A 12,319-nucleotide genomic window follows, 5' to 3' on the forward strand; every position below is an offset into this window, starting at 1 on the left:
ATACTCATTAGATACTTTCTTTAAAATAGTAAAATTGTCGTGATGAATTTTTTTCGAAAATTAAATTTTCATCTTCACCACTATTCACCATATAGTTTTTCAGTAAGAATTCTTCTTTTGATAATTCGTGAGAGTGAACTCCCTGCACGCTAAAGCTGATTGATTGTCGGTTTAGAGTTTGCAACCATAGAAGACGTGCTTCAGGATCATATCCTGACTTTATTAAAACTTCGTACACTAAATTATTTAAGTCACGTTTAGCATTTAAATTTAGATTATTGATACGAATCATGTCGTCAATTGTGTATGAGTTAAGAGGAATAAGCTTCTTCTTTTCGTAAATTCCTATTTTACTTCTAATCAGTTCACCAAGCAAAACAGCAACAAAGATATTTTCACTATTCATGTAATTTCTTAGAAGGCCCCTAGACATAAAGACATTATTTTTAGGAAGGGAGAAATAAAAATTTCGACTATCTTCAACGATATAGAAATTGATTCCGAAGTCATCTTTTTGAAAAAGACCTTGGTTATTAAGGTAGAGTTCTTTTGCAATTTTATTTAAATATCGACGAGATCTTTGATTCGGTTTTTTTACTTTATTATTTTCGATGAATAAGTTAGCGATACCTTCAAGATGATTCAAGTAGTCCTGCGACGTGAATGTATCTTGGTAGTTATAAGGATAATCGTTATCGTTCTTATAAAGATAAGTACATGACGTTAAAGTAAATATTGTTAAAAAGGTTAAAATTCTCATCATCTATAAAGTAAAAAATAAAAAAGCTCTCATAATGAGAGCTTTATATAACTAATCTATTATACATGAATTACATAGACTCGGAAGCAACATCTCTTTCCTCTGGAACATAATAAAGTGTAAAACCAGCAAAAATTAAGTTAGGGTCTTTAATCATATCTCTATTATTATCCCAAATAGATCTCCACTTCGCAGGAGTTCCGTATTTGTCTTGTGAAATAACACCTAGTGTTTCACCTCTTCTAATTAGGTGAGGTAGTCCAACTGGATTCCAATTAAACTGTCCACTTTGATATTTAATTTTATCACCAGCTTGTAGGCCATCAGCTAGAGCTTCTTGGTTCATCGCTTGAATATCTCTCCACTTTCTATAGTCACCATATAGTTTAAAAGCAATCCACATAAGTGTTTCACCTTTTTGAACTTCATAATAATCTGAAGCTGTAACGACTACATCTTTCTCTAAAGCAACACTTTCCTCTAATAGGATTTCATCTGTTGGAGAAACAGGCTCGCTTCCAAGAACGGCAACTGATTCATCAGATGACGACATTGCTGAAGTTTCTTCTAATTGATCTAAGTCTTCATTTGCATCAACAACAAAGTCAGAATCATCAATAGAGATCTCCTCAGTTTGCTCAGCAACAGATACATCCCCTTCTTTATTCTTGAAGAACGAACATGAAGTGAACGTTAAGGATGAGACTAAAAACAATAAAGATATCTTTTTCATGGTATATTACCCCTTTTTAATAGTAACAATTATATGTAATTCCCTTCGGTTACTTTTAAATAGATATTTAAATATTAACCGCCTAGACTAATTTCTTCATGCAATGTACAATTTTTCCGTATGAAGAATATATTGATCCTATTCTTACTATTTTTATCAACTACTGCTTTTTCTCAAAGTGCAGTAAATGATTTCTCCAACTCCGCTAACTATGACTTAGCTAATGAAAAGCTATTAAGAATTTCAGGAACAAGAAGAATTATTCTTGTTAGTAATAGTCAGGATAGCTTCGCTAAAGGTGACTATATTACTATCCTTATTAATAAGGTTCCCGTTGCACGTGGAGTTGTTCCAAAACAAGAAGAAAACCAAGCGGCCGTAAAAATCACAAAAATTTACGATGAAGATTTATTCAAGAACTTCTTTGTTAATCAAGACGTTCAAATCTTACGTGGTGATGACTCTGCTTATGGTAAGCCTTCTGAAAATACGGAAGATCAATTTAAAATTACAGATAGTGAATCACTATACGACGATACCACTTTGTTGGAAGAAGACCTGTATGGGGAAGACAACCAACAAACAGGTGTTATCAAAAATGATAATATTGCATCCGTGGGTATTGGACTTGTTGATGGCTTTAATACAGCAGGGAAACAAGATACAAATACTCAATATAATGCCTCTTGGTCATTTCAAGTTGAAAAGAATATTTGGGTAGAAGGCTTTATTGGAAGACACTTAATACGTGCCTTTCCTGCCGAAGATATCGATACGGCCGTAAACCAATATATCTTCAGAGCAAAGTACGCTTTTGAAGGTCCTTTATACACTATCTTTATGCCATATGTAGGCTATAAATTTGCAACAGCTGACAGCCCTGGTGCAGGAGACGTATCTAAGGTTGGTAGTGATCAAGCTCAAAGAGAACTTGACCTTGTAGCAAGTGTTGAACAAGATGAGTTTGTCTTTGGAGCGACAGGTTTCAAAAGACTTGTTCCTGGTTGGTTTTTACGTGTAGATATTGGAACAGATGTAATGGGAGTCGGACTTGCACTTGAGTTCTAAAATATTTTTCACTTTCATTTCTTTTATCGTTGTCTCATGTGGAGTTAAGGCTCCGCCAAAACCTAAGAACGACAACTTTCCTTCATTTATTGAACAAAATAAAAAAGTACTAAGACCTAAGTCACAAACTAAGATTGATGACAAAAAAGAAGAAACTAAGAAGTCTTCTAAACAATCAAACTCTAATTAATGAATATCATCTTTAGCCTCGGTTCAAATTTAGACAACAAAGCAGAGATGCTTCTTAGCGCAACTAAAGAAATCGAATTGGCCCTAGATGCCAAGGCATACACAAGTCGTATTTTTGAAACGCCACCCTATGGGCCACAAGATCAACCAAATTTTTATAATATCGCTCTAGAGATTGAGACGGCTCAAGTAATTGGGCCGGAAGAAATTTTGCACATTGCAAAAGAAATTGAAGAGAAACTAGGACGCAAACACCGCTACCACTGGGGCCCAAGAGAAATTGATATCGACATTATTTTTATTGATAAATTAAATTATCACTCAGAGAACTTAACTATTCCCCATAAAGAATTTAGAAAAAGAAGTTTTGTTCTCGAGCCATTAAAAGATCTTCCAAGCTACAATGACTATAAATCATATTATAAAATTGTTGATCTAGACCATAATGATGCAACACCACTCAAATAGTACCATCGTGTTTTATTACGGTATCTTAAGCCTTTATTACCTATTTACTAAATACTGAAAACATATCTATAATAATGTCACATTATCTTTCGAACAATAGGTTCCATCATGATCAACTTTGAATTAACTTCCGAGCAAAAAGAAATTCGAGACCTTGCAATGAAATTTGCAAAGAATGAGATGATGCCAAAAGCTGGCGAATATGATGAGAAGGCACAAATGCCTCTTGAGATTCTTCGCAAAGCATGGGAGCTAGGACTAGTTAACACATGTATTCCTGCAGAATACGGCGGTGCAGGCTTTTCAACTATTGATTCAATGATTATAACAGAAGCACTAGCTTACGGTTGTCTAGGAATGAATACAGCGATCATGGCAAATGATCTGGCCCTCCTTCCAATAGTTATCGGTGGTAATGACGAGCAAAAGAAAAAATTCTTAACTCCTTTTACAGAAGATTACAAAATTGCGGCCTTCTGTTTAACAGAACCAGGTTACGGATCTGATGCAGCAGGTATCAAAACAACAATCAAAGATAATGGTGATCACTACTTATTGAATGGAAATAAGATGTGGATTACAAATGCAGGCTATGCAGATCTTTTTGTCGTTTATGCAACAACAGACACGGCACTAAAGCACAAAGGTATCACGGCACTTGTTATTGATGGCAAAGCCGAGGGCATAGAACTTGGTGAAAAAGAAAATAAAATGGGACATCGTTGTTCTGATACAAGAGCAGTGACATTTACAAATGTAAAAGTTCCCAAAGAAAATATCTTGGGTGGGCCAGGTCAAGGTTGGCCAATTGCAATGGCCACTTTAAATCACTCAAGACCAATGGTAGCTAGCTCAGCAGTAGGTGGAGCTCAATGCGCCATGGACCATGCAGTTAAGTATGCAGGTGAAAGAGTACAATTTGGAGTACCCCTTTCTCGTCATCAAGCGATTCAAATGATGATTGCCGATATGGCAATCGAGATTGAAGCTGCACGCCTACTTGTTCAAAAAGCAGCATGGTCAATTGATAATGGAAAACCAAATCCAGAACTTTCTTCATATTCAAAAGCTAAGGCCGCTGATATGTTCATGAAGGTAGCGACAGATGCGGTACAAGTATTCGGAGGCTATGGTTATAGCAAAGAGTACCCAGTTGAAAAAATAATGAGAGACGCCAAACTCATTCAAATATATGAAGGCACTTCACAAATACAAAGATTAGTTATTGCTAAAGAAATTTTTACAAGGAGCTAAAATTGAACATTTTTGTATGTATTAAACAAGTTCCAGACACGGAAACTAAAATTACTCCAAATGGTGATGGATCTTATATCGAAACTTCTTCGATTAAGTGGATCATGAATCCATATGATGAATTTGCGGTAGAGCAAGCTCTACTTACTAAAGCTGCTAATAGTGGTTCAACTGTTACAGTTGTTAGAGTTGGTGGTGTTAAGGACACTGAAGCACTAAGAACTGCTCTTGCTATGGGTGCAGATGATGCAATCCTAGTTGAAGCAGATGACAACTTAGACTCTTACATGACTGCTAAGGCACTTAAGGGTGCAATCGAGAAGTCAGGTAAAAATCCAGATGTAATTTTCACTGGAAAACAAGCTATTGATGACGATTGTCTTCAAGTTCCACAACTTCTAGCACAAATGCTAGGAATGCCTTCTGTAACTGTTGTTGATGGTTGCGAAGAAGCAGGTGGGAAATACACTCTAAAAAGAGAAATCGAAGGTGGAGCACTAGAAGTTTACGAAGTTACTTCTCCAGCTGTTATCGCTGCTAACAAAGGTCTAAACAGCCCACGTTACGCTTCTCTTCCAGGTATTATGAAAGCTAAGAGAAAGCCTCTTGCTCAACACTCACTATCAGATGTAGGTGTATCTGCTGATGATCGTCGTGTTAAGTATTCAGGTTTCCAACTTCCACCAGAGAAACCAGCTGGTAAAAAATTTGAAGCAATGGATGAAGCTGCTCAAGCAGGTGTTGTTGCTGAAGTTGTTAAGCTTTTAAGAGAAGAAGCTAAGGTTATCTAAGGGAGATTATTAAAATGGCAAAAGTATTAGTATTTTCAGAAACAAGTGGTGAAACAGTTAAGTCTGTTACATTTGAAATCCTAGGAAAGCTTGCTGGTCACACTGTTGACGTTGCAGTTGTTGGTGACATGGGCGCAAACGCTGCTGCTGACCTAGCAAAATATGGTGCTGCAAACGTACACAACCTAAAAGGTGCAAACTTAGATCAGTATTCACCAGAAGGTTACGCTAACGCACTTAAAGAGTTCATCGGTTCAAACTACGATTACGTATTTGCTGGTGCAACTTCTCTTGCAAAAGACCTTATGCCAAGACTAGCAGGTATGTTCGACGCAGGGATGGCCTCAGAAGTTACAAATTTTGTAATGGATGGTGACAACTTCGCAGGAACAAGACCACTATTTGCAGGTAAAGTTCTAGCAAAAGTTGAACTTGATGGACCTAAGCCAGGTTTCATTACAGTAAGACCAAACGCTCTTGGTATGCCAGACGCTCCAACGGCCGGTGCTGGTGCAACTAATGAAGTTGCTGCTAACGCAGGTGATATCAAAGCTGTTATCAAAGAAATCGTTAAAGGTGCTTCTGAGAAGCTTGACCTAACTGAAGCGAATATCATCGTTTCTGGTGGTCGTGCGATGAAGTCTGCTGAGAACTTCAAGATTCTTGAAGACCTAGCAGAAGTTCTTGGTGCAACTGTTGGTGCTTCACGTGCAGCTGTTGACTCAGGATATGCTCCACATGCAATGCAAGTTGGTCAGACAGGTAAAACTGTTGCTCCATCACTTTATATCGCTTGTGGTATCTCAGGTGCAATTCAGCACTTAGCAGGGATGAGAACATCTAAGGTTATCGTTGCAATCAACACTGACCCAGATGCGCCAATCTTTACTAAAGCTGACTACGGTATTGTTGGAGATCTTTTCCAAATCGTACCTCTTCTTCAAGAAGAACTTAAGAAGGTTTTGTAGCCTTTAAAAAATAAAAAGAGGCCCTCAATTTTGAGGGCCTTTGTTTTTCTTCTCTTCTCTCTTTATATTTTAGGATTAGAATCCGTAACCTTGTCTGTCTAATTCTTCTTGTCTTTCATACTCAAGCTCTTGTTGCTCTTCAAATCTAGCTGCTGGATCATCAATTAAAGCTTCTTCCTCATATTGCTCGTCTTCGTATCTTTCCTCGAATCTTTCTTCTTCAGCTTGCTCTTCGTTTTGTTTCTCAAAAGATACTGGGTTTGCATTACCTTGAGCTAAGTTGATATCATTTTCAAAAGATCCTTCTTCAGTTAGAGATCTTTCAAAACGTGACTCTTCTTTTGCTCTTTCCATATTTTCAAATTCAGCATTTACTCTTTCTAGTTCATCATAAGTTACATAGTTAATAAGACCACCAGCATATGGACCAGTAGTAAATCTTAGACGGTAACCATTTTCACCATTTCTAGCAAATACACCGTGAGATAGTTGTCCCTGAAGTTCAACTTCAAAAGAGTTTCCATCTTTAAGCTTGATGTCACCAAGAACTTCGTTGATATCTTTATCAAATACATTGAAGTATAGACCTTGAACACCATTTGGACCAACAGTTACACTTCCTTCAATTTTATCTTCACCACGAATTAGCTTGTTATTAAGTTGTGGAAGAACAACTCTTTCAATAACTAGTTCTTTTCTATCGTTCTCGTTAATAACTGCAACTTCTTCAAGAGCTTTATCAACATTAACTTCTAAAGACTCTTCTTTCTTCTCTTCAATAACTTTTCTAGCTTCAATTAATTCAAATCCATCCTCGTAAGCTCTAAAGATAGAGATATTCTTATTATTTTCATGAAGGAAAGAAACATCAAATGTATACTCATCACTTTCATTAAGCTGAACAAGACCTGTACCAATTAACTTCATATCTACTAGTCTTTTAGAGTTAGCATTTCTTTCATTAAAGATTTCATTTCCTTCGTGATTTTCAACTCTAACAATTTCCCACTGGCCATCAATAATTTGTGCATATTCTGCAACCGGTAGGTATTGAACTGAAATCTTCTCACGATCAGAAGAAGCAACGATACGATCAACACTCTCATCTACTCTCTTCTCAAAAGAGATATCTTTCTGTTGCATAAATGAGTTATCAGTTACTGAAATTCCTTGGTAGATTCCACCGAATACAAGGAATGACCCTGATAGTACTGATGCGATAATGAATTTCTTGTAAATAGCTGTTGCTTTCATACAGTGCTCCTAAAACCTATATGCGTATATAGAAGCAACACTCGTGCCAAATTGAACAAATACGTATATCTGCTAACTATACGAAAACACGTTCGAATTTAATAAATTTTATTTGATTGTTTAGGAATAAGACTGTTAAATTTTTAACACTGTAGAAAAAGTAAACACACCAGAAGGTGTGTCTACTCTAATATGAATAATAATTAATCAACTTGGAAAGTCTTCTTCTCATAGTCACTATGAGAAGCTCTAAAGCGCTTTAGAGCGACAACAATAAGCTCTTCAAGCTCAATGCCTGTATTCTCAGACATCTGCTCAAAAGATGTAACAACGTTTTCTTCGATCATAACTTTTAGCTCTTTAAGATTGCCTGTGTTATGTAATTGATCTTTCATTTAAAACTCCTACTTTACGACCTTCAAGGCACCCATTTTTCTTAGATTTACCAATGCTTGGGTAACTTCAAAATCAAATAATTCGCAATTGCTGTAAATATCTTTAACCTTGCTGTATTCAGCTATAGTTTTTAATAGTAAAAATTCATTTGCACCAGTCTTTTTTCCATTTTTTATAAACGCGGAATTGATCAAAATGTGAATATTTTCTGGTGGACGAAGCGACTTCGCCTTTAAGTGCTGTGAGTAGGCGTTTTCAATATTGCTTTTCAACTCACTAAATTTTAGTTTGAATTCATAATCACTTTCAGAAACAACTTCCGGCTCGGCCACAAGAGTGAATTCTTCAATATGATCCATTTCAAAAATAACAAGAGAGTAAAGGGCCTTAAGTCCTGTCTTCTTAGAGAATTGAGCCGCAACAACAATCCCCTCGCTAATATAAATAACGCCTAAGAACTGTCGATCGGCTCTTTTTAAAATATTAATTCTGCCAGTGAAATTAAAAGAGCACTGCTCTTCAATTTTCTGTATGATGGACATTTACTACCTTTTGAAAATTTTTGAGAAAAAACCTTTTCCCTCACCATCATTATTTTCTATTTCAATGATCTTTTTTGCAATACCGGAATATGCTTTCCATACTGGTCTATTTTCGTATGAATTATTAGACATATAAGGAATTCCCTTATCACAAGATTCACGAAGTGCGATTTCGATCGGAACCTCACCTAGAAATGGATAGCCTAGTTCATTAGCAATGTCCGCCCCACCTTTCTCACCAAAGATATAGTACTTCTTCTCTGGCATATCATCTGGAGCAAAGTAGCTCATATTTTCAATAAGCCCTAGAACAGGGATATTAACTTGTTCAAACATATTGAAGCCCTTTCTTGAATCAAGAAGAGCAACATCTTGTGGAGTTGATACACCTACGATTCCACTTAAGTTTAATGTCTGGGCAATTGATAACTGTACATCTCCCGTTCCTGGAGGAAGGTCCAGAACAAGATAATCAAGCTCTCCCCAATCAACATCAAAAAGGAATTGATTTAGAACACCGCCAAGCATTGGGCCACGCCAAATTACGGCGTCTTTTTCTTCGATAAATAGTCCAAAGCTAATGAACTTAAGTCCATGTGCTTCTATAGGGGCAATTTTCTTATCATCTGTTGCAAGAGGCTTTGCATTTCTTTGTCCAAGTAGCATTGGAATCGAAGGCCCATAAATATCGGCATCTAAAAGACCAACCTTCTTACCTTGATTCTTAAGGGCCAAGGCCAGGTTTACAGATACTGTACTTTTCCCTACTCCACCTTTACCAGACGAAACAGCAATAATCTTCTTAACGCCCGGAATATCACGTTTTTGAGGTGCTGCCTTAGCGTGGCCAACTTCAAGCTTTGCGCCTTGCTGAGGCTTTTGCTGTTGTTGAGCTGGAGCTTCCTGAGTTGAAATAGTTTTAATGAAAAGATCATCTTCACTAACCACTGTTGATAATGAATTAACAATAGCATCTTCAATCTCACGTTTTTGTGCAGGAGTGATACCATCGCGATTATAGACAATTGTTACTTTCTTATCATCAATTGCAATATCTTTATAACGATTCTCATCTAATAAAGACTTTCCAGTGTTTGGGTTACTAACCTCAACTAATTTACTTTTAACTACTTCAATATTTAGCATACTAATTCTCTCAGTTTTTTAACGTTTTATGCGAGGATTCTATTAAATATTGGGCACTTATTCAACGAGTAAAGCAAATTTTTGCCCTACAACAAAATTCATAAGATGTTATAATTATTAAAGAAACTAAATTAAAGTTTGGAGAAATTGTGTCTAAGCCATATAAGCGTTCAATAATCATAGTCGACTCTAAATTTCAGCTGAGGTTCAGTGCATTAATTTGTATCGTAATCTTAGTTCTTAGTGCGTTCTACCCACTTGTGATTTATCAGGTATTAACCAATATTTCAGAAAAATTTCCACAATCTGCTGAGCATATTGCAACAATGAAGAGTGATCTTTTAAACTTCCTCATTTTATGCCAAGCATTTTTTGGGATCCTCATCTTTGTAGTATGTGTTTTCTTTACTCACAAAGTTGCAGGCCCGCTTTATAAGTTAAAACAATATCTTGCTGGACTAAGACACACAGGGTTTGAAAGAAAGCTTTCATTTAGAGAAGGCGATTATTTTCAAGATGTCGCAGATGAAGTTAATTTAACAGTAGAGTACTTCCAAACTCATTTTAAGGAAGACACTGTCTATATTGATGAAATCTGTAACTACTTAAAGAACCTACAACAAGTTGTACCTGACGATAAGAAATTAATCTTAAGTGATGTAGTCACTAAGTTAAAAAGTATGGAAGGTCGTTTCAATGAGTTTATTGGGTAAAAAGTTTTTTCTTTTTTCAATTACCGCTAGCTTGTCTTTTACAAGTATTGCGAAAGAATCTCTCAAGGATAGAGAGCTTAAAGCTGCTCGCCATATTTCTGAGATTGAACGCATTCTCAAAAGAAAGAAGCTACCCAATCATAAAATATCCAGTGCCATTAGGTCTATCAAAGACGGTGGAATTTTCGAGAACTATCTAACTCACCTAGAGTTTTTAAGTGAATTAAAAACATCACTCAAGAAAGATCGATACTTTTCTTGCAATATCAAAAGTAATAAAACGAATCGTGTTGAAGACGATTTTGTTCGCAATATTAAAAACTACTGTTTCCATACCGTAAACTATCTTATTAACGATAAATACTTTAATGATATCGCCAAAGATGAAGAGAACTTTGCTAAGGCCATTCAGTATCTAGCAACTTCACGAAACACTCTTTTTATTAAGAAGCTAGAAGAAGTTGATAAAGATTCAAAGATTTATCAACACATTAAGAAACAATTAATTGAAATCACACTAATCAATGGCCTAAAGATCGATGCTAGACTTTATTCACATATCGATTTTGACAAAGATATTACTCTTCTCTTTCAGAATAACCTCCATCGAATAAAGAAGAATAAGCTTACGATTACAAATGAATTTATTAAGCAATATAGAGGCATCAAAAAACTTGTTAAAGACAATGCTACTAAAAAAGCAGATATCAATTCACAGTTAACAAAGTTTTTAACTTTCGAAAAAGCAAACGAAGATTATATTTATAAGAAGTCATCGTGGAAGCGTGTTCGCTATATTGGAAAATTATTATTAAATAATAATGATATCAAAAATGCTAATCGTTACTTTGCCCGCTCTTACGAAATTAGCTACAATGACGAATCAAAAAACGAGTCTTTATTCCTTCTTCTTTGGAATTCAATTAAGCATGAAAACTACAAAGAGAGTATTGTAACAGTACAAAATTATAAACTAATTGATGATTTTTCTAATCTCTATACTAAGACAAAATTTTGGATAGCGTATAGCTATATGAAAGATGGCAATGAGTCCCTTGCTAAACACTTATTCAAGCTGATGATAAATAGTAATCCTCTGAGTTTCTACTCGATTATTGCTCAGGACTACCTTCCTGAGTTTGATAAGAATTACGTAAAATCATTATACTTTCATAAGAATACTGTTAACCTTCCTAAGCTTGAATTAGCAGACTTTACTAAGGCAAAACAAAGAAATATTCGTGAATCTAATATATGGCACGAATTAAAATTCGTCGGAAAAGTCGATAAACTAATTTATGAGTTTATTCGCTTTAATCCAGAAACTGATATTAAAAATAGAAATAAGATTGATACTCTTCCAATCGAAGAACAACGAGTAGCAATCTTTAATTACTTTTTACATCACTTTAAAGAAAGCGGAGATTTCTTATCGAGTTTCAAACTGGTCTCGAGAACTATTGATCTAAATTTTATTAGGCCCTCAAAGATTGATATCACAACTCTCTTTCCTGTTCTTCACTTAGATAAGATCGAAGGTGTTAATGCTGATATTGATCCTCTTCTAGTCTTATCTATCATTAGACAAGAAAGTGCATTCAATCCAAATGCAAAATCAGCAGTTGGAGCGCTAGGGTTAATGCAGCTAATGCCTGCAACAGCAAGGCAGATGACAACATTCAGAAAGACTGATGAATTACTTAAGCCACACAAGAATATCGATGCTGGAGTGAGATACTTTAAACAGCTCTTAAATAAATTCGATGGCAATATCATTTATGCACTTTCATCTTATAATGCTGGGCCAACCAAAGTTACAAGATGGGCACAAGACCTAATGGATGTAGAAGATCCTATCTTTCAAATTGAACAAATTCCATATAAGGAAACAAGGCTATACGTAAAACTCATCTATCGTAATTTCTTCTTCTATAATCTTATGAAGGATAATTACATCTTAGAAAAGAGTGTGGCATCGACCTTTAATGCCTTTCCTAAGAAGGAAGCCAAACGCGCAATTTCATCTCAGTTATAGAA

Annotated in this window: 14 protein-coding genes; 8 read left to right on the forward strand and 6 right to left on the reverse strand. The window is 35.7% G+C overall.

Annotated features, from left to right (window positions below):
- Positions 1-7 precede the first annotated feature (7 nt).
- The gene (locus tag ABMA72_RS09105) at positions 8-763 is read right to left on the reverse strand and encodes a hypothetical protein (protein ID WP_393056854.1); all 756 of its coding nucleotides are present in this window, start codon (positions 761-763) and stop codon (positions 8-10) included.
- 67 nt (positions 764-830) lie between these two features.
- Entirely contained in the window at positions 831-1,493 is a 663-nt protein-coding gene (locus tag ABMA72_RS09110) for a LysM peptidoglycan-binding domain-containing protein (protein WP_393056856.1), read from the reverse strand.
- Between the two features lie 120 nt (positions 1,494-1,613).
- Between ABMA72_RS09110 and ABMA72_RS09115 the strand changes: the two genes are divergently transcribed.
- The 6 genes from ABMA72_RS09115 to ABMA72_RS09140 all read left to right on the forward strand — a co-directional run bounded on the left by ABMA72_RS09115 (position 1,614) and on the right by ABMA72_RS09140 (position 6,231).
- Positions 1,614-2,561 carry a hypothetical protein gene (locus ABMA72_RS09115; protein WP_393056858.1) on the forward strand — a complete coding sequence of 316 codons (948 nt, stop codon included), beginning with the start codon at positions 1,614-1,616 and terminating at the stop codon, positions 2,559-2,561.
- Complete coding sequence (locus tag ABMA72_RS09120; RefSeq protein WP_393056859.1) at positions 2,551-2,751, forward strand: hypothetical protein; 201 nt, start codon at positions 2,551-2,553, stop codon at positions 2,749-2,751. The genes ABMA72_RS09115 and ABMA72_RS09120 overlap by 11 nt, the downstream gene beginning before the upstream one ends.
- Complete coding sequence (folK, locus tag ABMA72_RS09125) at positions 2,751-3,218, forward strand: 2-amino-4-hydroxy-6-hydroxymethyldihydropteridine diphosphokinase (protein ID WP_393056861.1); 468 nt, start codon at positions 2,751-2,753, stop codon at positions 3,216-3,218. Before ABMA72_RS09120 ends, folK begins: the two co-directional genes overlap by 1 nt.
- Before the next feature lie 111 nt (positions 3,219-3,329).
- A complete protein-coding gene (locus ABMA72_RS09130; protein WP_393057082.1) occupies positions 3,330-4,472 on the forward strand; it encodes an acyl-CoA dehydrogenase family protein in 1,143 nt (380 codons plus the stop codon).
- A gap of 2 nt (positions 4,473-4,474) precedes the next feature.
- Positions 4,475-5,263 (forward strand): electron transfer flavoprotein subunit beta/FixA family protein, encoded by a 789-nt coding sequence (locus ABMA72_RS09135; protein ID WP_392861464.1) that lies wholly within the window; start codon positions 4,475-4,477, stop codon positions 5,261-5,263.
- Between the two features lie 14 nt (positions 5,264-5,277).
- Positions 5,278-6,231, forward strand: coding sequence for an electron transfer flavoprotein subunit alpha/FixB family protein (locus ABMA72_RS09140; protein WP_392861463.1), 954 nt, complete (start codon positions 5,278-5,280; stop codon positions 6,229-6,231).
- A gap of 75 nt (positions 6,232-6,306) precedes the next feature.
- Here the strand turns inward: ABMA72_RS09140 and ABMA72_RS09145 are convergent, their stop codons facing one another.
- The 4 genes from ABMA72_RS09145 to ABMA72_RS09160 form a co-directional block, all read right to left on the reverse strand.
- On the reverse strand, positions 6,307-7,485 hold the full coding sequence (locus tag ABMA72_RS09145) for a hypothetical protein (RefSeq protein ID WP_392861462.1): 1,179 nt from the start codon (positions 7,483-7,485) through the stop codon (positions 6,307-6,309).
- A 203-nt stretch (positions 7,486-7,688) separates the two neighbouring features.
- The gene (locus ABMA72_RS09150; RefSeq protein WP_392861460.1) at positions 7,689-7,880 is read right to left on the reverse strand and encodes a hypothetical protein; all 192 of its coding nucleotides are present in this window, start codon (positions 7,878-7,880) and stop codon (positions 7,689-7,691) included.
- A gap of 9 nt (positions 7,881-7,889) precedes the next feature.
- A complete protein-coding gene (locus tag ABMA72_RS09155; protein WP_021267528.1) occupies positions 7,890-8,423 on the reverse strand; it encodes a hypothetical protein in 534 nt (177 codons plus the stop codon).
- A gap of 3 nt (positions 8,424-8,426) precedes the next feature.
- Positions 8,427-9,569 (reverse strand): Mrp/NBP35 family ATP-binding protein, encoded by a 1,143-nt coding sequence (locus ABMA72_RS09160; RefSeq protein ID WP_393056863.1) that lies wholly within the window; start codon positions 9,567-9,569, stop codon positions 8,427-8,429.
- A gap of 149 nt (positions 9,570-9,718) precedes the next feature.
- Here ABMA72_RS09160 and ABMA72_RS09165 point away from each other — a divergent pair, with 149 nt between their 5' ends.
- A complete protein-coding gene (locus ABMA72_RS09165) occupies positions 9,719-10,282 on the forward strand; it encodes a hypothetical protein (protein WP_392861456.1) in 564 nt (187 codons plus the stop codon).
- Entirely contained in the window at positions 10,266-12,317 is a 2,052-nt protein-coding gene (locus ABMA72_RS09170) for a lytic transglycosylase domain-containing protein (RefSeq protein WP_393056865.1), read from the forward strand. The genes ABMA72_RS09165 and ABMA72_RS09170 overlap by 17 nt, the downstream gene beginning before the upstream one ends.
- Positions 12,318-12,319 lie beyond the last annotated feature (2 nt).

This window comes from Halobacteriovorax sp. CON-3, assembly GCF_043196995.1.
In the GTDB taxonomy this organism is placed as follows: domain Bacteria; phylum Bdellovibrionota; class Bacteriovoracia; order Bacteriovoracales; family Bacteriovoracaceae; genus Halobacteriovorax_A.

Bases quoted from the DNA above. Each gene is read 5' to 3' on its own strand.
- ABMA72_RS09115 (WP_393056858.1), top strand. From the start codon at position 1,614: ATGAAGAATATATTGATCCTATTCTTACTATTTTTATCAACTACTGCT.
- ABMA72_RS09145 (WP_392861462.1), bottom strand. From the start codon at position 7,485: ATGAAAGCAACAGCTATTTACAAGAAATTCATTATCGCATCAGTACTA.
- ABMA72_RS09105 (WP_393056854.1), bottom strand. From the start codon at position 763: ATGATGAGAATTTTAACCTTTTTAACAATATTTACTTTAACGTCATGT.
- ABMA72_RS09150 (WP_392861460.1), bottom strand. From the start codon at position 7,880: ATGAAAGATCAATTACATAACACAGGCAATCTTAAAGAGCTAAAAGTT.
- folK (WP_393056861.1), top strand. From the start codon at position 2,751: ATGAATATCATCTTTAGCCTCGGTTCAAATTTAGACAACAAAGCAGAG.
- ABMA72_RS09110 (WP_393056856.1), bottom strand. From the start codon at position 1,493: ATGAAAAAGATATCTTTATTGTTTTTAGTCTCATCCTTAACGTTCACT.
- ABMA72_RS09160 (WP_393056863.1), bottom strand. From the start codon at position 9,569: ATGCTAAATATTGAAGTAGTTAAAAGTAAATTAGTTGAGGTTAGTAAC.
- ABMA72_RS09170 (WP_393056865.1), top strand. From the start codon at position 10,266: ATGAGTTTATTGGGTAAAAAGTTTTTTCTTTTTTCAATTACCGCTAGC.
- ABMA72_RS09155 (WP_021267528.1), bottom strand. From the start codon at position 8,423: ATGTCCATCATACAGAAAATTGAAGAGCAGTGCTCTTTTAATTTCACT.
- ABMA72_RS09140 (WP_392861463.1), top strand. From the start codon at position 5,278: ATGGCAAAAGTATTAGTATTTTCAGAAACAAGTGGTGAAACAGTTAAG.